Source organism: Pseudomonas taeanensis MS-3, assembly GCF_000498575.2.
Classification (GTDB): Bacteria; Pseudomonadota; Gammaproteobacteria; order Pseudomonadales; family Pseudomonadaceae; genus Aquipseudomonas; species Aquipseudomonas taeanensis.
Map to the genome: position 1 here is coordinate 38,053 of NZ_AWSQ01000004.1, position 25,594 is coordinate 63,646.

The 25,594-nt window shown below is 56.5% G+C and carries 21 protein-coding genes and 2 tRNA genes; 16 read left to right on the plus strand and 7 right to left on the minus strand.

Annotation, left to right across the window (positions count from 1 at the left end):
- Positions 1-114 precede the first annotated feature (114 nt).
- The 3 genes from relA to cysM form a co-directional block, all read right to left on the minus strand.
- Positions 115-2,358 (minus strand): GTP diphosphokinase, encoded by a 2,244-nt coding sequence (relA, locus tag TMS3_RS13890; RefSeq protein ID WP_025165882.1) that lies wholly within the window; start codon positions 2,356-2,358, stop codon positions 115-117.
- Positions 2,359-2,555: 197 nt separating this feature from the next.
- Complete coding sequence (rlmD, locus tag TMS3_RS13895; RefSeq protein ID WP_025165883.1) at positions 2,556-3,908, minus strand: 23S rRNA (uracil(1939)-C(5))-methyltransferase RlmD; 1,353 nt, start codon at positions 3,906-3,908, stop codon at positions 2,556-2,558.
- Positions 3,908-4,813, minus strand: coding sequence for a cysteine synthase CysM (gene cysM, locus TMS3_RS13900; protein ID WP_025165884.1), 906 nt, complete (start codon positions 4,811-4,813; stop codon positions 3,908-3,910). The genes rlmD and cysM overlap by 1 nt, the downstream gene beginning before the upstream one ends.
- Before the next feature lie 189 nt (positions 4,814-5,002).
- On the opposite strand from cysM, the gene TMS3_RS13905 reads away from it, so the two are divergent.
- The 3 genes from TMS3_RS13905 (at position 5,003) to TMS3_RS13915 (ending at position 8,744) form a co-directional block, all read left to right on the plus strand.
- On the plus strand, positions 5,003-7,756 hold the full coding sequence (locus tag TMS3_RS13905; protein ID WP_025165885.1) for a response regulator: 2,754 nt from the start codon (positions 5,003-5,005) through the stop codon (positions 7,754-7,756).
- Between the two features lie 146 nt (positions 7,757-7,902).
- Positions 7,903-8,340, plus strand: coding sequence for a hypothetical protein (locus TMS3_RS13910; protein ID WP_025165886.1), 438 nt, complete (start codon positions 7,903-7,905; stop codon positions 8,338-8,340).
- Entirely contained in the window at positions 8,337-8,744 is a 408-nt protein-coding gene (locus TMS3_RS13915; RefSeq protein WP_025165887.1) for an META domain-containing protein, read from the plus strand. The genes TMS3_RS13910 and TMS3_RS13915 overlap by 4 nt, the downstream gene beginning before the upstream one ends.
- A 173-nt stretch (positions 8,745-8,917) precedes the next feature.
- Here TMS3_RS13915 and dinB read toward each other — a convergent pair whose 3' ends face one another.
- Positions 8,918-9,979 (minus strand): DNA polymerase IV, encoded by a 1,062-nt coding sequence (gene dinB / locus TMS3_RS13920; RefSeq protein ID WP_025165888.1) that lies wholly within the window; start codon positions 9,977-9,979, stop codon positions 8,918-8,920.
- A 535-nt stretch (positions 9,980-10,514) separates the two neighbouring features.
- On the opposite strand from dinB, the gene crp reads away from it, so the two are divergent.
- From crp to TMS3_RS13950, 6 genes are all read left to right on the plus strand, one after another.
- On the plus strand, positions 10,515-11,174 hold the full coding sequence (crp, locus tag TMS3_RS13925) for a cAMP-activated global transcriptional regulator CRP (protein ID WP_025165889.1): 660 nt from the start codon (positions 10,515-10,517) through the stop codon (positions 11,172-11,174).
- Positions 11,175-11,513: 339 nt separating this feature from the next.
- Positions 11,514-11,590, plus strand: a tRNA-Met gene (locus TMS3_RS13930).
- A 122-nt stretch (positions 11,591-11,712) separates the two neighbouring features.
- Positions 11,713-11,789, plus strand: a tRNA-Met gene (locus tag TMS3_RS13935).
- Positions 11,790-12,505: 716 nt separating this feature from the next.
- Complete coding sequence (locus TMS3_RS13940) at positions 12,506-13,054, plus strand: cytochrome b (protein ID WP_025165890.1); 549 nt, start codon at positions 12,506-12,508, stop codon at positions 13,052-13,054.
- 202 nt (positions 13,055-13,256) lie between these two features.
- The gene (rimO, locus tag TMS3_RS13945; RefSeq protein ID WP_025165891.1) at positions 13,257-14,579 is read left to right on the plus strand and encodes a 30S ribosomal protein S12 methylthiotransferase RimO; all 1,323 of its coding nucleotides are present in this window, start codon (positions 13,257-13,259) and stop codon (positions 14,577-14,579) included.
- Positions 14,580-14,759: 180 nt separating this feature from the next.
- Complete coding sequence (locus TMS3_RS13950; protein ID WP_029866354.1) at positions 14,760-15,116, plus strand: thiol-disulfide oxidoreductase DCC family protein; 357 nt, start codon at positions 14,760-14,762, stop codon at positions 15,114-15,116.
- Positions 15,117-15,136: 20 nt separating this feature from the next.
- Here TMS3_RS13950 and TMS3_RS13955 read toward each other — a convergent pair whose 3' ends face one another.
- Both TMS3_RS13955 and TMS3_RS13960 read right to left on the minus strand, forming a co-directional pair.
- Positions 15,137-17,350 (minus strand): glycosyltransferase, encoded by a 2,214-nt coding sequence (locus TMS3_RS13955; RefSeq protein WP_025165893.1) that lies wholly within the window; start codon positions 17,348-17,350, stop codon positions 15,137-15,139.
- A 442-nt stretch (positions 17,351-17,792) separates the two neighbouring features.
- Positions 17,793-18,755, minus strand: coding sequence for an integron integrase (locus TMS3_RS13960; protein WP_025165894.1), 963 nt, complete (start codon positions 18,753-18,755; stop codon positions 17,793-17,795).
- A 154-nt stretch (positions 18,756-18,909) separates the two neighbouring features.
- On the opposite strand from TMS3_RS13960, the gene TMS3_RS13965 reads away from it, so the two are divergent.
- The 6 genes from TMS3_RS13965 to TMS3_RS13985 all read left to right on the plus strand — a co-directional run bounded on the left by TMS3_RS13965 (position 18,910) and on the right by TMS3_RS13985 (position 23,952).
- On the plus strand, positions 18,910-20,232 hold the full coding sequence (locus TMS3_RS13965) for a hypothetical protein (RefSeq protein ID WP_025165895.1): 1,323 nt from the start codon (positions 18,910-18,912) through the stop codon (positions 20,230-20,232).
- A gap of 86 nt (positions 20,233-20,318) precedes the next feature.
- Positions 20,319-20,882: a hypothetical protein gene (locus TMS3_RS13970; protein WP_025165896.1), complete on the plus strand. Its 564-nt coding sequence runs from the start codon at positions 20,319-20,321 to the stop codon at positions 20,880-20,882.
- Positions 20,883-20,962: 80 nt separating this feature from the next.
- A complete protein-coding gene (locus tag TMS3_RS25065) occupies positions 20,963-21,430 on the plus strand; it encodes a hypothetical protein (RefSeq protein WP_152985510.1) in 468 nt (155 codons plus the stop codon).
- A gap of 122 nt (positions 21,431-21,552) precedes the next feature.
- A complete protein-coding gene (locus TMS3_RS13975; protein ID WP_025165897.1) occupies positions 21,553-22,320 on the plus strand; it encodes a hypothetical protein in 768 nt (255 codons plus the stop codon).
- 471 nt (positions 22,321-22,791) lie between these two features.
- A complete protein-coding gene (locus TMS3_RS13980; protein ID WP_025165898.1) occupies positions 22,792-23,334 on the plus strand; it encodes a hypothetical protein in 543 nt (180 codons plus the stop codon).
- Between the two features lie 411 nt (positions 23,335-23,745).
- Positions 23,746-23,952 (plus strand): cold-shock protein, encoded by a 207-nt coding sequence (locus TMS3_RS13985; protein WP_025165899.1) that lies wholly within the window; start codon positions 23,746-23,748, stop codon positions 23,950-23,952.
- Positions 23,953-24,431: 479 nt separating this feature from the next.
- Here the strand turns inward: TMS3_RS13985 and TMS3_RS13990 are convergent, their stop codons facing one another.
- Entirely contained in the window at positions 24,432-24,830 is a 399-nt protein-coding gene (locus tag TMS3_RS13990; RefSeq protein ID WP_025165900.1) for a DUF488 domain-containing protein, read from the minus strand.
- A 67-nt stretch (positions 24,831-24,897) separates the two neighbouring features.
- Here TMS3_RS13990 and TMS3_RS13995 point away from each other — a divergent pair, with 67 nt between their 5' ends.
- The gene (locus tag TMS3_RS13995) at positions 24,898-25,569 is read left to right on the plus strand and encodes a COG3650 family protein (protein WP_025165901.1); all 672 of its coding nucleotides are present in this window, start codon (positions 24,898-24,900) and stop codon (positions 25,567-25,569) included.
- Positions 25,570-25,594 lie beyond the last annotated feature (25 nt).

A 25,594-nucleotide genomic window follows, 5' to 3' on the forward strand; every position in this document is an offset into this window, starting at 1 on the left:
CTGCATTCATCACGTCCTTGTGGTTTGCGAAGGGGAAGTTAAAAAGCGCAGTTGGCTTTTGCCAATGAGCATTTTTCACTTTCCCTTCAACGCCGTATGGTCGAGCGCAGCAGCTCAGGTCGCCCGGTGACGGCGGGCCTCGATGATATTGGGCAACTGCGAGATGCGTCCGAGCAAACGGCTCAGTGCATCCAGACCGGGAATCTCCACGGTCAGCGCCATCGACGCGGTATTGTCCTCTTTGTTCGAGCTGGTATTCACCGCCAGCACGTTGAGCTTTTCGTTGAGCAACAGCTGGGTCACATCGCGCAACAGGCCAGAGCGGTCGTAGGCACGAATGATGATGTCTACCGGGTAGGTTTGCACCGGCACTGGTCCCCAGCTGACCTGGATGATCCGCTCCGGCTCTCGCCCGCCCAGTTGCAGCACGGCAGCGCAATCCTGGCGATGAATACTTACCCCGCGACCGAGGGTGATGTAACCGACGATCGGGTCGCCCGGCAATGGCTGGCAGCACCCGGCCATCTGCGTCAGCAAGTTGCCGACGCCCTGGATCTGGATATCGCCACGCTTACCCGGCTTGAACCCCAGCGCCTTGCGTGGAATCAGCTCAAGCTGCTCGCTGCTGCGTTCCGGCTCGACCAGTTGCTGCGCCAGATTGACCAGGTGCGCCAGACGCACGTCGCCAGCACCCAGCGAGGCGAACAGATCTTCGGCAGCTTTCAGGTTGGCCATCTCGGCCAGTTTCTCGAAATCCACCGGGGGCAGCGCCATACGCCCTAATTCCCGCTCGAGCATGGCCTTGCCGGCGGCAACGTTCTGGTCGCGATCCTGCAATTTGAACCAATGAACGATCTTCGCCCGCGCGCGCGAAGTGGTGACATAACCAAGATTGGCATTCAGCCAATCGCGGCTCGGTGTACCGTGCTTGCTGGTGATGATCTCCACCTGCTCGCCGGTTTGCAGGCTGTAGCTGAGCGGCACGATGCGCCCGTTGATCTTGGCGCCACGGCAGTTGTGGCCAATCTCGGTGTGCACCCGGTAGGCAAAATCCAACGGCGTCGAGCCTTTCGGCAGATCGATGGCGTGGCCGTCCGGGGTGAATACGTATACCCGATCCGGCTCGATATCCACCCGCAACTGCTCGGCCAGGCCACCGATATCGCCGAGCTCTTCATGCCATTCGAGCACCTGACGCAACCAGGAAATTTTCTCCTCGTAATGGTTGGAGCCGGATTTGACGTCGGTACCCTTGTAGCGCCAATGTGCACAGACGCCCAGTTCGGCTTCTTCGTGCATGGCATGGGTGCGGATCTGCACCTCCAGCACCTTGCCCCCCGGGCCGAGCACCGCGGTGTGCAGCGAGCGGTAGCCGTTTTCCTTGGGGTTTGCGATGTAGTCATCGAACTCCTTGGGGATGTGCCGCCACAAGGTGTGGACGATACCCAGGGCGGTGTAGCAGTCGCGCATTTCCGGCACCAGCACACGCACAGCCCGCACATCGTAGATCTCGCTGAACTGCAGGCCCTTGCGCTGCATCTTGCGCCAGATCGAATAGATGTGTTTGGCCCGCCCGGTGATGTCCGCCTCGATGCCGGTGGCTTGCAGTTCCTCACGCAGATGACTCATCACATCGTTGATGTACTGCTCGCGGTCCAGGCGCCGCTCATGCAGCAGCTTGGCGATCTGCTTGTATTGCTCCGGCTCCAGGTAGCGGAAGGACAGGTCTTCCAGCTCCCACTTGATATGGCCAATACCCAACCGGTGGGCCAGCGGTGCGTAGATGTCCGCCACTTCGCGCGCGACCCGGTGGCGCTTCTCCTCATCGGCTTCCTTCACCGCACGAATCGCGCAGGTGCGCTCGGCCAGCTTGATCAGCGCGACACGCACATCATCGACCATGGCCACCAGCATCTTGCGCAGGTTCTCCACCTGGGCCTGGGACCCCAGCACCAGAGAGTCGCGCGGATTGAGGCTGGCACTGATCGCCGCCATGCGCAGCACGCCGTCAATCAACTTGGTCACCACCGGACCGAAGCGCTGGTTGACTGCAGCCAGGGTCACCTTGCCTTCGCGCACGCCACGGTAGATAACCGCGGCGACCAGCGATTCCTGGTCGAGTTTGAGATCGGCGAGAATTTCCGCGATTTCCAGACCGGCGCGAAAGCTGGAGGCGCCTTCGGTCCACAAATTCTGCGCGGCATTGGCTTGCTGCTCGGCCTCGCGGGCGAAGTCGCAGGCGTCTCGCAACGCCTCGTGATCCAGTGCCGGATCGACACTCACTACATGCGCCAACCAAGCGTCAAGGTTGATGCTGCCATCAACGTTGATTGGCTGATGTGCTCTCACCTGAACCATCTTGTCTACCTTCCCTACGGCGCACACCACGTACGCCGAATAGTCGCCGGCGTTCTTCGCGCCGGTCGGTTTAACCACTTAAGGTGCAATCCTTGTGCACCCCTGCTGACCGTAGATAAGGGTCAATTGGCGCAAAGCCAAGGGGCCTTGCCCGCCACTCATCTCAATCTGCGGTCTTTCAATCTATTGCTTTCGACCTATTGCCTTTCAAACAGCGCCATCGCCTCGACATGCGCAGTCTGCGGAAACATATCGAGCATACCGGCGCGCTTCAGCCGATAACCTTGCTGCACCAGCTCGGCGCTGTCGCGGGCCAGAGTCGCGGGGTTGCACGACACATAGAGCAGTCGCTCAGGCGCCAGGCTGCCGATCTGCTTGACCACTTGCAACGCGCCATCACGTGGAGGGTCAAGCAGCACGGCGGCAAAGCCCCCCTGCGCCCAAGGCGCGTCGCCCAGCTCAGCGGAGAGGTCGGCCTGGAAGAAGCGCGCGTTAGCCAGGCCATTGCTTGCGGCATTCTGCTCGGCTCGCTCGACCATGGTCTGCACCCCTTCCACCGCGATCACCTCGCGCACCTGGCGCGCCAGCGGCAAGGCGAAATTGCCCAGCCCACAGAACAAATCCAGCACCCGCTCATGCGCCTGCGGTGCTAACCAGTCTAACGCCTGGGCCACCATCGCCTCGTTCACCGGCGCATTGACCTGAACGAAATCGCCCGGCCGATAGGCCAGATGCAAGTCCCAGGCATCCAACCGATACCCCAAGGCCTGCGCTGGCTCGAACGGCTGCGGCTCACCGACGCCATGCAACCATAACTGCGCCCCCTGGGCGCCGCAGAAGGTCTGCAAGCGGGCCAGATCCGCCTCGCCCAGTGCCGAAGTATGGCGCACTAATACGCTGCTGGCGGTGCCATTGAACAACTCCACATGACCAATGGCCTGCGGCTTGTCCAAGCTACTTAGTAATGTCGGCAAGGCATGCAGAATCGGCTGCAAGGGCTGTACCAGAACCGGGCAATCGTCAATGGCAACGATGTCCTGACTGGCTGCGGCGCGAAAGCCGACATCCAGCCGTTTGGCTTTGACATCCCAACGCACGGCAATCCGGGCACGGCGGCGATAAGCGAACTCTGGCCCCACTAACGGGGGGGCCCAGTACTCAGGCTGCAAACCGGCCAGGCGACTGAATTGCTCAACGAGCAGGCGCTGTTTCAGGGCCAACTGGTCGCTATAGGTCAGGTGCTGCACGCTGCAGCCACCACAGCTGCGCGCATGGGCGCAGGGCTCACTGCGACGCTCGGGACTGGCGCTGACAATCCGCTCTGCACGCGCCTCGACCACCTTGCTGCGCGCCGCCAGCACACGGGCCTCGACCTGCTCGCCCGGCATAGCGCCGCTGACGAACCAGGTGCGCCCTTCACTAAATGCAATGCCACGACCGTCGTTAGCCAGCCGCTCGATCGCGAGCTTCTGCTTCTTGCCCACGGGTACTTGCTGTGTCTGCACGCCGCCACTGGGCTGAAAGCGCAGACCGCTGATTTTCTTAGCCATCAGGTATCCGGCGTGTCGTACACGCCAGTGGACAGGTAACGGTCGCCGCGGTCGCAGATGATCGCCACCATCACGGCATTCTCCACTTCTTGCGACAAGCGCAGCATGGCCGCCACCGAACCACCGGAGGACACCCCGCAGAAGATGCCTTCCTCACGGGCCAGACGACGCATCACGTCCTCGGCCTCGCGCTGGGCCATGTCGATAATCCGGTCGACCCGCTCGGCCTGGTAGATCTTCGGCAGGTATTCCTGCGGCCAGCGGCGGATACCAGGAATCGCCGCGCCTTCCATCGGCTGCAGACCAACGATCTGCACTTCTGCACTCTGCTCCTTGAGGTAGCGCGACACGCCCATGATGGTACCCGTGGTGCCCATGGAGCTGATGAAGTGGGTGATCTGCCCTTGGGTCTGACGCCAGATTTCCGGACCGGTGCCGGTGTAATGCGCCTCGGGATTGTCGCCGTTGGCGAACTGATCGAGCACCTTGCCGCGACCGCCACGCTGCAGGCTCTCGGCTAGATCACGAGCGCCCTCCATGCCGTCTTCGCGCGACACCAGAACCAGCTCGGCACCGTAGGCGGTCATCGCCGCCTTGCGCTCGGCGCTCATGTTATCCGGCATGATCAGGATCAGTTCGTAGCCCTTGATCGCCGCCGCCATCGCCAAGGCGATGCCAGTGTTGCCGGAGGTGGCTTCGATCAGGGTGTCGCCGGGGCGGATCTCACCGCGTAGCTCGGCACGGGTGATCATCGACAATGCCGGGCGGTCTTTTACCGAACCCGCCGGATTGTTACCTTCCAGCTTCACCAGCAAGGTATTGGAAGTCGTACCAGGCAGGCGCTGCAAACGCACCAGCGGGGTGTTGCCGACGCAGTCGGCGATGGTGGGATAGTGCAGGGTCATGGCGTCGATCGAGTCCGGACGGCAAGAGGGGTGCCTATGATAGCGGCAAACCGCCGGTGGCCATAACTCGACACGGTCACCTCTTATTGCAGCCGGTGATAAGGGCGGCACTCACCCTCTTGTCCACCCCAAGCCAGGCGCTACACTGCCGGCCTGAGTTCATCGAATAAGCGACGCAGGAGCAAGCGAGTGTTCAAGGAATTAGGCATCAAAGGCCGCGTACTGATGCTCACTCTACTGCCGACCAGCCTATTGGCCCTGGTGCTCGGCGGCTACTTCACCTGGGTGCAGTTGTCGGATCTGCAGGCCCAATTGCTCCAGCGCGGGCAGATGATCAGCGAACAACTGGCGCCCCTGGCCGCACCGGCACTGCTGCGCGGCGACACTCTCTTGCTGCAGCGCATTGCCACCCAGACCCTGGAACAACCGGATGTACGCGCCGTCAGCTTCCTCAGTGCCGAACGCACCCGTATGGCGCACGCCGGACCGAGCATGCTCAACCAGATAGCCAGCGGCGATGACATGCCCCCAGCGCTGCGCAGCAACCAAGACGTCACGCACTTTCTCCTGCCCGTGCTCGAAAACCATCTGAGCCTTAGTGGTGAACCGAGAGCAGATGACAGTACTCGCCTGCTGGGATGGGTCGAACTGGAGCTGTCGCACCACAACACCCTGCTTAGCGGTTATCGCAGCCTGCTTACCAGCCTGCTCCTGATCGCCACCGGGCTGATCGTCACCGCCCTGCTCGCCCTGCGCATGAGCCGCAGCATCAATGAGCCGTTACGACGCATCAAACACAGCGTTGCCAAGCTCAAGGACGGCCACCTGGAAACTCGTCTGCCGCCCCTTGGCAGCCACGAACTGGACGAACTGGCCTCAGGCATCAACCGCATGGCCGAGGTCTTGCAGAACGCCCAGGAAGAATTGCAGCACAGCATCGATCAAGCCACCGAAGACGTGCAGCAGAACCTCGAAACCATCGAAATCCAGAACATCGAACTGGACTTCGCGCGCAAGGAAGCCCTGGAGGCCAGCCGGATCAAATCCGAATTCCTCGCCAACATGAGCCATGAGATTCGCACGCCGCTCAACGGCATCCTCGGCTTCACCAACCTGCTGCAGAAAAGCCAACTGACCCCCCGCCAGCAGGACTACCTGAGCACCATCGAAAAGTCCGCCGGCAGTCTGCTGTCGATCATCAATGAGATCCTCGACTTCTCCAAGATCGAGGCCGGCAAACTGGTGCTGGAAAGCATCCCGTTCAACCTGCGTGACCTGCTGCAAGACACCCTGACCATTCTCGCCCCGGCCGCCCACGAAAAACAGCTGGAGCTGCTCTGCATGGTCTATCGCGACACGCCCCTGGCCCTGGTGGGCGACTCGCTACGACTCAAGCAGATCCTGACCAATCTGGTGAGCAATGCGATCAAGTTCACTCGCGAAGGCAGCATCGTCATGCGTGCCATGCTCGAAGACGAAAGCGCCGACCGCGTGCAATTGCGCATCAGTGTGCAGGACACCGGCATCGGCCTGTCCGAAGAGGATCTGCGCGCCCTGTTTCAGGCCTTCAGCCAAGCCGACAACTCGCTATCGCGCCAGGCCGGCGGCACCGGCCTGGGCCTGGTGATTTCCAAACGCCTGATTGAGCAGATGGGCGGCGAAATTGGCGTGCACAGCAACCCTGGCCACGGTTCCGAGTTCTGGATAACCCTGAACCTGCCCAAAGCCCGCGACGATGCCGAAGACTTGCCACGCCCGCCACTGCTAGGCCGTCATGCGGCCATTCTGGAAAGTCATGAACTGTCACGCCAAGTCTTGCAGCATCAGCTGGAGGACTGTGGCTTACAGGTCAGTGTCTTTGCCGACCTAGGTCAACTGATTGAAGCTGTCGCTGCGGCGCGCCATGGCACCCAGCCGATCCAGCTCGCCGTACTGGGCATTACCGCCCAGGTGCTGCCCCCGGAACATCTCGGGGAACGGTTAAGCGTTCTCGAGCAGCATGGCTGCAAGGCTGTGGCGCTGTGCCCGACCACCGAACAAGCGCTCTATCACCAGGTCCTGCCCGACGCCCACAGCCAACTGCAAGCCAAACCCGCCTGCACCCGCAAGCTGCAACACGTGCTAGCCGAGCTGATCAGCCCACGCCAGACTTACCCGCAAACCAACCCCCCAGCGCCCAGCCGCGCACCACGGGTGCTCTGTGTCGATGACAACCCGGCCAACCTGCTGCTGGTGCAAACCCTCCTGGATGATATGGGCGCCAGGGTCAGCACCGCCGACAACGGCTACCAGGCATTGGAACTAGCCAAGCAGGAAACTTTCGATCTGATTTTCATGGATGTACAAATGCCGGGCATGGATGGCCGCCAGACCACCGAAGCGATTCGTCAGTGGGAGACAAAGCAGGGTCAGTCACCTGTGCCTATTGTCGCCCTCACCGCCCATGCGCTGGCCAACGAAAAGCGCGCCCTGCTGCAAAGCGGCCTCGACGATTATCTGAGCAAGCCCATCGGTGAGCGGCAACTGGCCCAGGTGGTACTCAAATGGACCGGACTAGCACTGCGCCACCAGGGACCCGAGCGCCGCCACCAGCCCCCGACTGCAAGCCATGAGTTAAGCGTCCTGGATGCCGCCGAGGGCTTGCGCCTGGCCGCGGGCAAAGCCGATCTGGCCGCCGACATGCTGAGCATGCTGCTGGCTGGGCTGGCAGCGGATCGCCAGGCCATCCGCCAGGCGCGCGAGAGCGGTGAACTCAAGGCCCTGATCGAGCGCATCCACCGCCTGCACGGCGCCACCCGCTATTGCGGGGTGCCCCATCTGCGCGCGGCCTGCCAGCGCAGCGAGACCCTGCTCAAGCAGAATGACCCCGCCGTCCACAGCGCACTGGATGAGCTGGACGCGGCCATTGAGCGGCTGGCCAGTGAAGCCCGGTTTGACGTCTGATGCGCAGGCACGCCCTCTGTATTTCCGCCCACGGAGGGGCATGCCGCGCCCTGCTCGGCGCCAAAAACGAAGCGATCACCGGGCTTAACCCACACACCCTCCCAGACTCCGCCTAGGCTAGAATAGCCGCCTCGCCCGGAGGACCCATGGCCGAACACGACTTTCGCTACAACCTGCTCAATCCCGAGCACACCCTGATTGAATGCCGCGCTCTGGCGCCAGGCCGCTATCAGGTCACCGGCAATGGTGGCTCGATCCACAACGGCGACAGCCTGCTGGTCAGCCTCAAAGGCAGCCGTGACCTGCACATGCGCCTGGAAGTGGAAAAGGTCCGTCATTTGATCAATCCGCCCGGCCAATGGCTGGCGGTGACCAAGGGCCCAGCGTTCAAGGAACTGGCCATCCATACCTGGCAGGTCAAGTGCGATGCGTGCGCCAAGCTGCTGGACTTCGAATTCGCCGTCGACGCCACCCTCGGCAAGCAGGCCCAGACCCTGGCTGCCGCCACGCGGATTCACGAGCTAGGCTGGGGCAACGAGAAAGGCCAGCACCTGTGCCCCAGCTGTAAAAAGGCAGCACCATGAGCCGCAGCATCATTGCCCTCGGCCTGCTCGCCACCAGCCTGCTGGGTTGCGCCACCGCCCCGGTGCAGCTTGAGACCGAGCGCACCTATCAAGTGGAATGGATCGGCGAGCGTCCGCTGATCGACCGCAGCCGCTTGAGCCTGACCCTCGGAGAAGACGGCCGCGCCTATGGCAACGCAGGCTGTAACCACTGGTTCGCCAGCTATACCCTGGCCGGTGACAAACTCAGCTTCGGCGCCGCTGGCAGCACCCGCAAGCTCTGCGCTCCTGCACTGATGGAGCAGGAAGCACGGTTCCTCGCAAACCTGGCCAAGGTGCAGCGCTGGGACGTCTCGCCGATCCAGCAACTGCGCCTGTGGCCCGCTGCCGGCAAACCGCTACGCCTCTGGCCGGCAGAAGGCTGAGCCACGAGGCGAAAGGGAGCCCTGAGCCGCGCCGCGCACCACTACCGTGCAGCCGGCGGCGCCTCTGGACGCCGCGTACCCCAGCACCGCGCTTGCAGCCACACTGCAATGCTAGGTTGCGCCGCGCCAGATCCGACTGCTTGCCTGGACCACCCACGCGCGCCTCTCCCAGCCTACGGCGCAAACAGCTCCAGCTGCTCTTGTCTGCCACGCAGATCATGCAGGCGCACACCCACACCCAACAACCGCACCGGCTTGTTGCCACGGGCAAACGCCGCGCTGAGCAACAGCCCGTAACTGTCCAGGTCGCGGCGTGCGCCGGCCTGTTCGAGGGTGGTCTGGCTAAAGTCGTGGAACTTTATTTTGACGAAGGGCTTATCCGGCCGGTAACTCGGATCCAGCCGCGCCATCCGCCTATCGAGCTCTTCCAGCAACTGGGGTAATTGCGCCAAGCAGGCCGTCACATCCGGCAGGTCATGCTCATAGGTGGTTTCAACACTGACCGACTGGCGACGACTATTAGTCTGCACCGGACGCTCATCAATGCCTCGCGCCAGCCCCCACAGACGCTCACCGAAACTGCCAAACTCGCGCACCAAGGCGAGTCGATCCCATCCATGCAGATCATCACAGCTGCGAATCCCCAAACGGCCCAGCTTGTCCGCAGTCACCTTGCCCACACCGTGCAACTTGCTGACTGGCAACGCCGCGACGAACGCCTCGACTTGATCCGGAGTAATCACGAATAAACCGTTAGGTTTTTTCCAATCACTGGCAATTTTGGCGAGAAACTTGTTTGGCGCCACGCCTGCCGAAACAGTGATATGCAGCTCCTGCGACACCCTGCGGCGGATCTCCCGGGCGATGCGCGTGGCACTGCCGGCAAAGTGCGGGCTGTCAGACACATCCAAGTAGGCCTCGTCCAACGACAGCGGCTCGATGACCTCGGTGTAATCGCGAAAAATTGCCTGAATATCCCGCGAAACCGCCTTATAGACATCTATTCGCGGCTTGACGATCAGCAACTCCGGGCACAGCTTCAGCGCATGCCCGGAGGCCATCGCCGAACGCACCCCATAGGCACGGGCTTCATAGTTGCAGGTGGCAATCACTCCACGACGATCCGCCGCGCCGCCCACCGCCAGAGGCTTACCGGCCAGGCTTGGATCGTCGCGCATCTCGATGGCGGCGTAAAAGCAGTCGCAATCAACGTGGATGATTTTTCTTTGAGACATAAGCAATTGATTTTACTGACCGACAATCAAGAAAAATCGATTTATCCCCACTCTTACTGACGCACTCCCATTGGATTAAGCGCCGCACAGCCCTCAGAAACATGCCCCGCGCAGCATTCCGACGAGTGGGCGCTCGACAGTTAGCCATGATAACCACAGAGCAAGTCTATGACTCCCTCCTTCCAGCACGACTAGAACATGGAGCGGACGATATAGTCGCGGCAATAGCGATCAGAAATCGAAAACACTGAGGTAAGCCGGTCAGCCAAACAACGCAGCCATGTGGCCTTCAAGCCAGCCAACACCTGACACCCGCGTAACTCACCAGCGCTTAGGCTACACCCCCGATTACGCTAGCCTGGCATGCACCTGCTAGACAGAAACCTCCCCGGCAAGATGTTAGGTAAGTCTCAAAATTCGCCGCCCCTTGCGCATGCACACTAAATTGACGCCAAATACGTGGCACACTCGATTTGACGGCGAATAAAACATTTTTCTTCTGGTCAAAAGCTCATTTTTATATTCGGGAATCGGCATGGTCGCTATTACCCTCACACCTAGAATAAAAAATTTCGACAAGCTCCTCACCCATTTCTACCGCCGCCGCTATACGGCGAAAAACACCATTATTTCTGCAGGTGATCGCTCCCAAAGCCTGTTTTATATCGTCAAAGGCTCAGTCACCATTCTTATCGAAGACGAAGATGGCCGTGAAATGATCATCGCCTACCTCAATCCCGGGGACTTCTTCGGCGAAATAGGTCTGTTTGAAAAAGAAGGCGCGGAAAAAGAACGCAGTGCCTGGGTGCGAGCCAAAACCAAGTGCGAAGTGGCCGAGATCAGCTACACCAAGTTCCGTGAACTGACCCAGCAAGACCCAGACATTCTCTATGCTCTGGGCAACCAGATGGCCGCAAGCCTTCGCAACATCACACGCAAACTCGGCGACCTAGCCTTCCACGATGCCGCCGGACGTGTCGCCCGCACCCTGCTCGACCTGTGCAAGCAACCCGACGCGATGACTCATCCAGATGGCATGCAGATCAAGGTAACCCGCAAGGAAATCGGCCGCATCGCCGGCTGCTCACGAGAGATCGTTGGCCGCGTGCTCAAAACCCTGCAGGAACAGGAACTGATCTACGCCAAAGGCAAAACCATGGTGGTGTTCGGCACGCGCGATACCTCCGGGGTATAAATCTGCGCCAGCAGAGCTTCACTCAACACCCCTGCTCCACTCTTTCAGCCACCAATACCAGCCGGTCAACGGTGCAGTACTCGGGCTGCNNGCAGCCCGAGTACTGCACCGTAAGTATCCAGGCAACCCAATGGCCGACTGACGCCTTACGTCAACGAACAGCCCCCCGCCGATAAAAAACGACGCTCTTCACGGCCCTGCTATCCCGCAACCGCAACACCTCATCCCACAGGGGTTAGCCCCCCAACAAGCTCGCCATCCAAGCCTAAACATCTGAACAAACAACAGTTTTTCGGAGGAAACGCTTGACGAAATCGATTACAAGGCTAGAATAGGCGCCGCGGGATGGAGCAGTCTGGTAGCTCGTCGGGCTCATAACCCGAAGGTCGTTGGTTCAAATCCAGCTCCCGCAACCAAATATCAAAAAGGCCACTCAATCGAGTGGCCTTTTTTGTTTCTGCGCTCCGCCATCATTTAAGTAATTGATTAAAAAGCAATAATCGATTGACAACAACGCGCTCCTGAGTAGAATGGCCGGCGCGGGATGGAGCAGTCTGGTAGCTCGTCGGGCTCATAACCCGAAGGTCGTTGGTTCAAATCCAGCTCCCGCAACCAAATATCAAAAAGGCCACTCAAACGAGTGGCCTTTTTCGTTTCTAACCATCGCAACGCTAGTCTTCTGCAAACTCTTGCGATGCGCTCACGATTACCCCCGGGCCGCAACGCCCTTCAGATACTCAAAGCGCGCCTGGCTCATAGGAAGCAACCTTCAACCTTATAAGCTTGAGCGCTCCCTGCCCGCCTCAAGCCCGCGTCGGCTTGCCGCTCTTCGAGCCGAGCACTTTGCCTTGGGACACAGAGGAGCTGCGCTACACTTTAGAGTGTGCCCTACACGCCGCCCCCTACCCTCAGGATGCACTGACCCATACCGCTGCGCTGATTGCCGGCAGACTCACCGGCCAAGTCAAACGCTGAGGACACCATGTCTAAACGTAATTGGCGTCACATTCTGCTGCTCATCCTTGTCGTGTTCCTAGGGGCCATTCTGCTGCTATGGAGCCGCCCGGCGCCGCAAACTCAGCCTGTACACGCGCAACCGCCCACCAAAAGTCCGCAGCCCCCAGTCGCCCACTCAGTCGAGTGAAAGTCTGAGTGCAGACAGCCTGGATCCGCTCAAGCCCCATCTAGCCACGAGTTATGCCCCGCCCCAACAAACCGTCCAGCAACGCCAGAGCCCGCTCACAAACAAGTGAACCAGGTTCAGGTTCGCTTAAGGTTGCGTGGCTACCGTTGCCTCAAAACCTTCAACTGATAGAGCTAGAGGAACTGAGATGACCTGGAAAAACTCCGAGGCGCGCTACGGCAGCCTGTCTATAGGCCTGCACTGGCTGATGCTGATCCTGATTGCCGGCGTATATGCGTGCATAGAACTCAAAGGCAACTTCCCCAAAGGCAGTGAATACCGCGATCTACTGAAGCAGTGGCACTTCATGCTCGGGATGAGTATTTTTCTGCTGGTCTGGTTACGCCTGCTGGCGCGTCTCGTCAGCCCCTCGCCGAAAATCAGCAGCAGCGCACCCGCCTGGCAGGCAACGTCGGCCAAGCTGATGCACTGGGCGCTGTATGCCCTGATGATCGGCGCCCCCTTGGCCGGCTGGCTGACCCTCAGCGCCGCTGGCAAACCCATACCCTTCTTCGGTATGGAGCTGCCCGCCCTGGTTGGCAAAAACCCGGGCCTGGCCAGAACCATGAAGGAAGTGCACGAGTGGGCGGGCACCGCTGGCTACTGGCTGATCGGTCTGCATGCCGCAGCCGGGTTGTTTCACCACTTTATAAGCCACGACAACACGCTGACGCGTATGTTGCCTGGCCGCAACTAAAGCAACGCACGGCTCACCCCTCATCAAGGCAAGCATCCCAACTGGCCAATGGCGCAAATGCCGCGCCAACCTCATCACCAAGACAAACTCAGAACCTGCGCATTGACCAGCTTGCCAGCGGGCTGGTCAAGAACGTTGCCTGCCGCTAGAATTGCGCACTTTTTGATCAAAGGCGCCGCCAAAGCGCCCTTCGAGGTTAGCCATGTCCACCCCCGCCACGCCAAAAGTCGGTTTCGTCAGCCTCGGTTGCCCGAAGGCCCTGGTCGATTCCGAGCGGATCCTGACCCAGCTGCGCATGGAAGGTTACGAAGTCGTACCGACCTATCAGGACGCCGATGTGGTGGTGGTCAACACCTGTGGCTTTATCGACAGCGCCAAGGCCGAATCGCTGGAAGTGATCGGTGAAGCCATCGCCGAAAACGGCAAGGTCATCGTCACCGGCTGCATGGGCGTGGAAGAAGGCGCGATCCGTAGTGTGCACCCCAGCGTGCTCTCGGTGACCGGCCCGCAGCAGTACGAGCAGGTGCTCAACGCCGTGCACGAAGTAGTGCCGCCAAACACCGCGCACAACCCGTTGATTGACCTGGTGCCGCCGCAGGGCATAAAGCTCACCCCGCGCCACTACGCCTACCTGAAGATTTCCGAAGGCTGCAACCACAGTTGTAGCTTCTGCATCATCCCGTCGATGCGCGGCAAGCTGGTCAGCCGCCCGGTCGGCGAGGTACTCGGCGAAGCTGAGCGCCTGGTCAAGGCCGGGGTCAAGGAACTGCTGGTGATTAGCCAGGACACCAGCGCCTACGGCGTCGACCTCAAGTACAAGACTGACTTCTGGAACGGCCAGCCGGTAAAAACCCGCATGACCGAACTGTGCGAGGCGCTGTCGAGCATGGGCGTGTGGGTGCGCCTGCACTACGTCTATCCTTACCCGCACGTCGACGAGCTGATCCCTTTGATGGCCGCGGGCAAGCTGCTGCCCTACCTGGACATCCCCTTCCAGCACGCCAGCCCGAAAGTACTCAAGGCGATGAAACGCCCGGCCTTCGAGGACAAGACCCTGGCACGGATCAAGAGCTGGCGCGAAATCTGTCCCGAGCTGACCATCCGTTCGACCTTCATCGTCGGCTTCCCCGGCGAAACCGAAGAAGACTTCCAGTACCTGCTCGACTGGCTGACCGAAGCCCAGCTCGACCGCGTCGGCTGCTTCCAGTACTCGCCGGTAGAAGGCGCGACGGCCAACCTGCTCGATAACCACGTGCCGGACGAGATCAAGCAGGATCGCTGGGATCGCTTCATGGCGCATCAGCAGGCGATCAGCGCCGCGCGCCTGCAACTGAAGATCGGCCAGGAGCTCGACGTACTGATCGACGAAGTGGACGAGCAAGGTGCGGTCGCCCGCTGCTACTCCGACGCCCCGGAAATCGACGGCAGCGTGTTTATCGGCAGTACCGAGGTCAAGCCCGGCGACAAGGTACGTGTGCGCATCGTCGATGCCGACGAGTACGACCTCTGGGCCGACTTGATCTAAGCCCGCCACCTCTGCCGGTTCTCCAGCGCGTAGCCCGGATGTAATCCGGGCAAATCGGCCAATCCCTCCCGGATTGCATCCAGGCTACGCCTCTCCCCAGAGAGGGGCTAGGTGTCCGCCATGCGGGCACGCGTCCTTCTCCTCTAAACTGAAATTACCCCCATCACCAGGCCAACTCCCATGGCCAAACTCAAGGTCTATTACGACGGCGCCTGCCCACGCTGCGTGGCCGACCGCCGCCGCTACGAAAAACTCGGCACCTGCGACGGCAGCGTGGAATGGGTAGACATCACCGGCAAGGACGAGCAGCTACGCGCGGCCGGCATCGACCCCTACCGGGCCCTGACCGAACTGCACGTGCAGGACAGCCAAGGCCACATCCACCGTGAACTGGACGCCTATATCCTGCTGATGTCGCGCACCCCAACCCTACGGCCCCTGGCCTGGCTACTCGGCCTGCCCCGCCTCAAACCCATCCTGGCCTGGTGCTACCGCCGCTCCGTACTGCGTCGCCTGCGCCGCGAAGGTCGACTGTAAATGGAATGGCCAGCATTGAACTAGCGGGCCTGCGAGGCCGCCAGGATAGTGCCGTAGATATCCTTGATATCCCTGGCGAACTGTTCAATGGAGTGCTCCTTAGCCAATATCAACGCATGGCGCGACATCTCGGCACGCAACGGCTCATCCTCCAGCAACTGCGCCACCCGAGCACACCACGGCTCGAGTTTTTCCGGGGTTTTGAAGCCGCTATAGCCCTGCCTGACCACATCATCGATACCACTCGAACGCACCGCCACCACCGGCAGCCCCGCGGCCATGGCCTCGAGAATCACCATGCCCTGGGTCTCCGATTTCGAGGCGAACAGGAACAGATCGCCCAACCGGTAATAAAGGGCCATCTCCTCGGGCGGCACCGCGCCGATCAAGAAAAAGTGGCGGCCCAGATCCAGATCGTCGATGCGCTTCTGCAAGCGTTCGCGCTGGTGGCCGTCACCAATCATCAGCAAGCGGAATGGACGCTCGGTTCGCCCCCGCAGGCTAGCGATGGCCTCAATCATGAAGTCGATGTTTTTTTCATTGGAGAGTCGGGAAACACTGAGCAAGACACTCTCCTCGCCAATGCCCAGCGACGCTCTGAGCCTAGCGACTTGCGCCTGCGACACCTCCTGAAAACGCTGGTATTCGATACCCGTGGGCTGCACGAAGGCGGGGGTTTTTACCCCGATCAAGCGCAAGTACTCCTCGGCAGAGTATGTGGGCACGATCACCGCATCGCATTTACTGGCAAAGCGTTTGATCAAGGCGTGAGAAATCAGGTTGCGAAACAACACACCGGGCAGCGGCACAAAGTGCGCGTAGTGCTCCAGCCGGGTGTGATAGGTAAAAACGCTCGGCACCCGCAGGCGATGCGCCAGAAACACTCCCAGAGAACCCAGCCAGAAGGGATGGTGGACATGAATCAGATCGGGACGAAATTCTCTGACCTGCCTGGCAATCCGCTTCAGGAAAATATTGGCCAAGCGGAACTCCCGTTGCGCCCCAAATGCCAGGATTGACGGCACCCTGATAACGTCGCTCTCTTCAGCTGGCTGATTTCGGTAGTTTGGCGCAACGACGAGCACCTGATTGCCTATTGCCTGCAGCCCTCGTCGCAAGCGCTCGACCGAAACCGGAACGCCACCGATAAAGGGTAAATAGTTGTTGGTGAACATGGCGACTCTCAGGGGCTTTTCTACCCAGGGCGCCGCGTCCAGGTCGAAGTTGGGGTAGTAGTCTCGCTCGGCAAACACCAGTGCGTAGAGCTTGATCGCCGCGATGCTCAAGGCGCTAATCAGCAGAATGAAGTTCAGATAGCCCACATAAAACAGCGAGTAAATGAACAACCAGAGGCTTTCAAGCTGCTTGAACAACGGGTTCTGCACAGCTTCCAAACGCTGCAGAGCCGTGCCGACACCCTGCCCGGAGACCGACACCGTCACGTAATGGTAGAAGCTGGCATCGTCGTTCAGAACCAGCCCACCCGCCCCCCCGGTGGTGATGAAACGAGTGCCGGCCTGTTGTTGCTCGGCATACAACGGCAGGTTGGCGGAAAACACCGCATCGACCGGGTACTCACCGAGCAATTGCATCAACGCCTCGCGAAATGCCGGAGGCTGTAGATAATCCTGCTCTTCGGCAAACAGGGCACCGTCTTCGCTTTGCAGCAGTGGCTTGCCGGTAAACAGGAAGGTCTGCTGGGTATCCGCCTGCCGCAGCAGATCCTTCAACCAGAGCATCTGCCAGTGCCAGGAGGTTTTGCCGGTGCTATCCAGAAAGATGAAGCGGCTGTTACCGGCACGAAAGCTGAAAAAGTGCGGGCCGAAGTGTTCGTAAAAACGATAGCTGCCGAAATCTTCGTATTCATGGGCACCAAAGGTCAGCAGGTAAGGTACTTTCAGGTGCCCTAGGCTGCCGTACAGCGCTCGGTATTTGTCTTCTCCCCCACCACTCACCGCATTGCCGGCGGAGATCATGAAGTCGACGCCAGAGGCATTAAGCAGCGGAATGATGCGCCGCTCGAAGATGCCGATGGAGTTATTGATGTTGCCCACCACCGCGAAGCTGAAGCGCTCGCGGTTCGCCAGCTTTGCCTGAATGCTCTCGACCTGAGCGGTATGGGCCGCTGCAAAATCCGGCAGCCAGAAATTCAAATAGGCCTTGTAGCCCAGCAGCAGACAGACAATCAGCACATTGCAATAGAAAAGGACCTTGAGTGGGCGGCGCACTGTCATTGAGGACTGATCCGGCTACGGGCCCAAGCGTACCGCTGCGCCGCCAGGACGATGTTGATCGAGAGGCCGATGGCGACAAGATGACAGCTCACCATCCCACGAGGTAGACGATTAGCCCTGATAAATCCTTACGGCATGAACCGCCCTCAACCTGCTAAGCATAGCCATATCGCAGGTATCACACCGCAGCAGAGCGAACAGCGGCTGACTCTGCCTGGGTGAGCAGGCACGACTTTCAATACCGATGACGATGACGATGACGATGACGGGCACAGCGACGTACATAGAGCGCCCCATAGCAAGCCCTGGAGACTCAAGATTGAGTGCGCAGCCCACGCTATTCTCACAGGCACTCTGTACGCTTTCGGGCGCTGCCATCCGGCTCAGCAATGTCATCAAGCAGCGGCTGCAGCTGCGGCACTCAGACAATGGCCGAACCGGCTCAACGGTCCAGCGGGCTCAACACACCCAGACCGCCACGATTCAGCACATGGGTATAGAACATGGTGGTCTTTACATCCGTATGACCCAATAACTCCTGCACCGTGCGGATATCCTGCCCGCTCTCCAGCAGATGGGTGGCGAAACTGTGGCGCAAGGTGTGCGGAGTGGCCAGCTTGGTGATCCCCACTGCCTTGACTGCAGCCTTGAAAGCGCGTTGGACCCTCTTCTCATCGAGATGATGACGGCGCATCTTGCCGCTACGTGGGTCTCGCGACACACCACTGGCAGGGAACACATACTGCCAAGCCCAATCCCATGGCGCCTGCGGATATTTACGTTCAAGCGCGAAAGGCAGATACACATCCCCATGCCCGCCTTGCAGCTCCGCCTGGTGCATAGCCCGCACCACTGCCAGATGCCGCTTTAACGGCTCAATCACACGCTGCGGCAACACTGTCACCCTATCCTTCATGCCCTTGCCATCGCGGATCAAAATTTCCCGTCGGACGAAGTCGACATCCTTTACTCGTAAACGCATAACCTCCATCAAGCGCATACCCGATCCATACAGCAAGCTGGCGGCCAACCAGAGCTCGCCATCAAGGTGCGACAACACCTGCTGAACTTCGACAACACTCAGCACCACCGGCAAACGCACAGGCTTCTTCGCCCGCACAATTTCACCAAGCCAGGGTAAATCCGCCTTGAATACCTGCTGATAAAGGAACAACAAAGCCGCCAGCGCCTGATTCTGTGTTGAAGCCGAAACATGCCTGCGAACCGCCAGATCGGAAAGAAACGCCTCAACTTCAGCAGCGCCCATTTCCAACGGATGACGGTAGCGATGAAAACGAATGAATCGCCTGACCCACTCGCAATAGACGCGTTCGGTGCGAATCGAGTAGTGTCTCAGGCGAATCTGCTCGCGCATCTGATCGAGCAACCGGGGCTTTTCGTCCATGGTGTATAACTCCCTTATACGGTCACCCGACCGCTGCAATACCCAGCCTAGGCAGGGATAGACGAGAGGACAAGGAATGTTATCCACCAAACCCGCAAAAGCGTTATCACACCACTTGGTGTCTATTTATAGTTAAATACCTTGAGGAGGCTCGGTGGATTTCTTAAACAATAGAGAGATGGCTATTGCGTTATGGGTGGTAGCTATCGCTATTTATATTTTCTCGTCCAGCAAGATGAGGGATGTTAGGAAATCTTTTAGAAGCTTACTTTCCGCCTTCTTTGCAAGGCAGATAATTTCAGTCCTGATACTGATGACCATCTACATGGGAGTGGTCGTCTATTTGATGTTTGAGGCTGATCTATGGAACAGCGGACAAATAAAAAACACCATATTTTGGGCTGTAGCTGTTGGCTTCATGTCATTCTTTAAGCTGGAGTCAATCAAAAAAGATAAAAGCTTTTTCAAACACTCGGTCATTGACAACCTAAAAATTCTCGCAATCATCCAGTTTGTCGTTAGTGTCTATGCTTTCCCATTGTGGGTCGAAATGCTATTAGTTCCTATACTGGCACTGACAGGTGGAATGTCTGCCATTGCAGAGACGGACGAAAAATACAATCAAGTAAAGAAACTTCTTGATGGGCTTATGATATTTTTTGGCATAACGGTAATTGCATATACCGTCTACATGCTTATAACTAACTTTAACGAATTTGGCCAAGAAAGTACTGTATATGATTTTGTCGTACCGCCGCTGCTAACCCTATTTTATCTTCCTTTTATTTTTATGATGATGGTTTACTCGGCATACGAGCAAGCGTTCGTCAGGCTAATGTTCGCGATAAAAGAGAATAAACTCAGGTTTACCGCGAAGATATATGCAATTTTATTTTTTAATTTCCGCTTAGCTCTGCTTGAGCGCTGGCTGAACCACATATCTAGAGAAAAAACTTCTTCGCATAAAGAGCTAATAAACTCATTTAAGCATATCCGCAAGGTGACGAAACTCGAAAATAGCGTAAATGAAGTACCCTTTGAAGAAGGGTGGTCACCATACATCGCAAAAGATTTTCTCGCTAACGAAGGCCTTGCAACCGGACATTACAACAAGCTATTCGACAATGAATGGCATGCTTCATCCCCAATGGTGGAGCTTGGAAGCGAAATTATTCCTGACAACATTGCTTATTATGTTGAGGGAATAGAAGGCATAGCAAAAATCTTAAAAATTAAACTCAACATTAACGACTCAAGCAGATCCCACTCTTCAAGAGAAATACTCTTAGCACTCGCCGAAACGCTGATTCAAAAAAGCTTAAACATGAATATCACCGAATCCACAAAAAATGCTTTGCTCGCTGGAAAACCGAACTGCGAGAGCTATGGCAGCAAGTCCGTATCTGTTGCTATAGATTTCTGGCACGGACACAAATTTAATGGGCATGACATAAAGCTTATCGTTTCCGGTATTTAACAATGCGCTCAAATCGCTCACTTCGTTCGCTGGGACCGGCTAAAGCCGGCCCCTTAGCTTAATCGTTATGTGTCAAAGGGAATTCTATGGCGTTCGAAGAACTTGAGCGCGAGATAACACGCTCGCGTAATTTTGTTTTATTTGTAGCGATAACCCCGTTAGTCATTTACATGACATGGTTCATTGCATTCAACAACCAAGACATATCAAAGAATGCCACCGACTGGGGAGCATTTGGAGATTTTGTTGGCGGACTTATTAACCCACTAATTGCTTTTTTTGCCTTCTACTGGCTAACCAAGTCTGTATTAATACAAAAAATAGAGTTATCTGAAACCAAGAAAGCTTTGCAAGACACTCAAAAGTCGCAAGAAGAGCAAGCAAAGATCGCATTGAAAGCTGCGAAACTGCAATCCCTAAACATTCTCCTAACCTCCGTAAATCATCAAATAGCACAGGAAAGGGATTACATAAATTATGTTATTCGGGAAATACAGAGAAATGGAGTTCAATACACCGTAATGACAAGAGAAGGCGACAGTAAAAAGGCCAATGACATAATCCCTCCGGCAAAAGAACTGCTTTCCAAGTTACTTGAAGAGCAAGCATTGCTAACGGAACAGGTGAAAAGCCTTGCAATTGACACATAACAAATGGTTCAAATCGTTCGCTTCGCTCTCTGGGACGGGCTAAAGCCCGCCCCTTAACCAAACGTTAGAGAACCCTGCAAATGAAGAGTCGCCTGACAACCGAAGCTCTTGTAATTTTCCTACTCGGGGGAACGCCTCTGATAGCAAGCTATTTGCTAGGCGGAGCTAAAAACCTCGAAGCCATGATAAAGGCTTTAATAAATAACAATAATTTTCTCACATATTACTTAATATCTTTATTTGTAGCTTTTCTTCTTGTAGGCAGTCTGAACTGGCTAATCTGGAAACCAACTGACTCGGCTAGAGAAGCATGGAAAATCATCACAGCAGTTCTCCACGAGGCAGGTTCTGGTGCATTAAGCATCATAAGAATTGCTGCAGGCGTACTTCTTACCTTCCCCTTAATCTGGCTAGTCACCGAGCCAGAGAGTTTTAAAATAGAAAAAGTCGCACATCTCATACTTTACGGAATAATCGCATACGTTGAATGTGTAATAATTTCTGGCTGGCATAAAGACATGCAACGTAGAGCTAGGGTAAATCTCTAACAATTGGTATATGGACTCCCCCTACNNCAAGGAGAGTCCATTACAGCACTCAAATCGTTCGCTTCGCTCACTGGGACTGGCTAAAGCCAGCCCCTTAGCTTAAACGTTAGGCATAAACAGCCATGAAGAACCTACAAATCCTGAAGTTACTTGCGGGCATTGGCGCCCTACTTACCTTTCTGTCTTGGCTTTTTGAAAAGTCTGAGTGGCTTTCTTCTGCACTTCTAAATATCGGCTCCGGCATTGTAACGTCAGTTGTTCTTATATATGCATATGACCTATTAATTGAAAGGCAGCAAGAAAAGCTTAGAAAAGAAAAACAGCGCCGAGCGATTTCAAATCAAAAAATCACTCTGCGACAACATTACAGGGTTTTGCTTGACTGCTACAGAAGTGCTTACGCCGGTGCAGAGCCAGCGGAGTTTAAAGATGTAAATTCTTTTCTCGGCATTCGCTACGAAGAAACATTTGCCTCCCTTAATATTTATGCACCCTCACCAGCAAACTCCATGGGCACAACACCTTACTACAAATATATAGAAGACTCATTTATACAAGTATCCAGCTCCCTCCACTCAATGCTGGCTGCATCCGGAGACAACTTAGATCAAGACTTGTTTGTAGCGGTGGACAACCTACTGAATTCCGAATTTATGAGAGTTTGTCAATCCCTAAGCGCAATATGCACTTTCACAATCCCCGGCTTCGGCAACGTACCTAGTCAGCTCATCACAGGCATGGGAAATCAAGTACGAGACTACTGTATAAAGTTCTGTCAACTAATAAACGCCTTTGAGAAAATTGAACCTCAAGGCCTGAGAGAGTATAGAAAAGAAGATTGGCAGAATTTAATCTTCCCTATTGGGCACGCTCGCGTAGCAAGCGCCTAACAACTGGTTCAAATCGTTCGCTACGCTCACTGGGACGGGCTAAAGCCCGCCCCTTAACCAAACGTTAGAAGGCCAAAGAAAATATGATGCAAAGGTACGATTCTCTAGACGATCTTTGGTGCGAGTGGCCGGAAGCAACAACTGCAATAATGAAGCACGTCAAAGAAAACGAACCACTCGAATCAAAGTATGAATGGCACTACGAGAGTGGTTGTGTCGTACCTTACCACCGCGACGGTTATTCGGTTGTTATTACTCATACCGGTTACGACACAAAAGAAAAGAGCACTGTACAACTAAGCACGCAGGCCAAAGTTAGCGAAAGCAATGAAATCTCAGTTACAGCATCGCGGCGTTGCATAAACTAGAAACACAACCGAGTGTTGGCTTCTAACAAATGGTTCAAACCGTTCGCTTCGCTCACTGGGACGGGCTAAAGCCCGCCCCTTAACCAAACGTTAGAGGATGCACATGAAATACACTGAACTCCTGAGCATCCCAATCCGGGTTCTTGGAATTTATATTTTCTACTCGACTTTTCTTGCAGTAATACGTCAATACTTTTTATTAAGCCAGGTAGCAGCAATAAATTCTGGCGAGTATAAGACTTATGCAGCAATTGCAATATTTGAAGTAAGCTTCATGTTAATCGCAGCATTAGCACTAACAAAGCTTCCACTGACAATCTCCAAATTTCTTACGCCAGTAAATGCTGAAAGTAAGCTCAACACAAATATTACCGCTGAGCAACTACAATCAGTAGCACTATGCATATTGGGTATTTACATCATCACCAAAAACATATCCGACCTAATATTTAATGCTGCCTGGCTTATTAGCTACATTGGACAACCGCCAGAATATCCCGGCAGGATCGGTGAGCTCGCAATAAACGAGCTCATTACAATCGTTGAAATATTCATCGGAATAATACTTTGCATAAAATCCGACGGAATCAATCTGTTAATAAAACGCATGAGAACAGCTGGAATATCGGTACCACCCTCTAACTAGTGGTATATGGACTCTCCCCACAAGCAGTGAGTAACGCTCTTCCAGCCCTGCCGTCAGTGCNNTGTTCCGTCGCAGGACTCGCCGGCTCCGACAGTGCCACCGCTCACCACTGAGGCGATCTTTGGGAGCGCCAGATCGCCCAGCAGATCCTCACCATCTTGCTTGCCGAGGCCACCAGGGGCCAGAGCTCTACTTCTGGACAGCGCTAAAAATGGGAGAATTGCCGGTGAAATCGAGTATTTCTGCAAAATCAGGACGTCATCTTCAACGTTTCTTTATACACATATGGAGCACTTAAACGCACCATATATATCTATATATTTCCGCACGCATACAATTAAATAAAACTCATCCACAGCAATACGTGTTAGGCTTAAAGATGGGAACCCCCATAGACACAGGAAATGAAAAATGACCAAAGGCATCGTAAAGTGGTTTAACGCAGACAAAGGTTTTGGCTTTATCACTCCCGAAGATGGAAGCAAAGATCTTTTTGTACACCACTCTGAAATAAAGATGGGTGGCGGTTATGCAACGCTAAATGAAGGTCAGGCAGTTGAATTTGAAGTAGGCCAAGGCCAGAAAGGCCCTTGCGCGAATAACGTCGTGCCTGTTTAGTGTTGATTTAACGCTATTATGTGCGGCTGATAGCAGCTGAGAAGTGTAAGCATGCGCGTAGCAATACGCGCGGCAAAACATCTTTCAATTCGCTTCAGCCGCACGTGTACATCTGCCATGCCAATTAACAATTACAGCAACAAGAGCATTCAACAATCAACAAACCGTAATAAAAGCCAGCCAACACCTCAGCACACACCATTAGTAACAACTCGCCTCGCCCTCCCCTTTTTTACTCAAACCATCAGCAGTAAGTAATTACTGTTCCAGCCCTGTCGCCAGAACAACTTCATTTTAATATTTTCCCTTAATGGACGTTATCAGCCTGGCTGCTTTGCAGTTGTGCCGCCGGGCCAAACGCGCACGCAACAATGACTGGCTGCTGGCGCTATACCGCTGAGGACAACGAATGCCCACTGGCATTGCGAACTCACAGCGTCAAACTCGCCTGAGCAACGCGCGCACAACGGGGTTAGCGCTCACTCTTGCCTATTCGTATAACACACCGGCGAACTCGACTCTGCTCGGCGATCCAGTTCCTCTTCGAGAAACTCTGCCAGCACCTGCGCGTTATTGCGCTGGGTATCTCGCGCGGCGTACAACAGGGTCAAGGTGCCCTGCTCGGCAATGTCCAGCAGCCCTTGCCAATACTCCGGGTGAGCAGCCAGTTCACGTCGGTAGTGCTCGCGAAACTCTTCGAACAGTGCCGGCGTATGGTCGAACTGTTTACGCAGTTCACTGGAAGGTGCCAGGTCTTTCAGCCAGGCATGCAGATCCAGCGTCGCCTTGTTGCACCCCCGCGGCCACAGACGGTCAACCAGCACCCGTTGACCGTCGCTGGTGCTCTGCGCTTCATATACCCGCTTACACTGGATCATTGCTTGCGTTGCCCTTGTGAACGCCCGATGGCCTGAGTAACGTGGCGCTCTTGCCAGGAGAGCCTCGATGTCCGTTAGCCGCACCTTAGTATTTGCCCTGTTACCGCTGTTCGCCAGTTGCCAGTTGTTCACTGATCGTCCCAGCGACCTTTCCGCCAACCACACGCGCCTGCAGGGCGAACTCAACCGGGACGCGGGGCAGTTGCTGTTTCGCCCCTGTCAGGAGCAGCGCCGCTTTGTCATCAGCAATGACGGCACTACCGGCATCATGCGCGAGTCCGCCGAGCTGTTCGCCGGTGGTTCAGGCCCGTTGTTTACCGACGTTCGCGGCCTGTTAGCCGCGACACCCCAGGCCGGGGTCGACGGCACGCTGCTGCTCAGCAAGGTGTATCGCCTGCAGCGCGAGGGAGCGGGCTGTGACGACCTCAACTTCAAGCGCACGACCCTGCATGCCAGCGGCCACGAACCTGACTGGAGCGTGGCGGTCAGCGGCAAAGGCCTGATCCTCAATCGTCCCGGTCAGCCGCCCTTGGCCCTGCCTTATCTGGAAGAGCAACTGCCGGAAGGCCGGGTCAACCTGACCAGCGAGGCCAACGGCCAGCGCCTGGAGTTGTGGCTCGCGCCGCAACGCTGCGTCGACGGCATGAGCGGCGCGGTTCAGCACATGACAGCCGAACTGCGCCTGAATGGCCAGGTGCTGCGCGGCTGCGGTTACTTGGGTGGCGCGCGTAACGACTGAACACAGTTTGCCCGGCGCATCACCA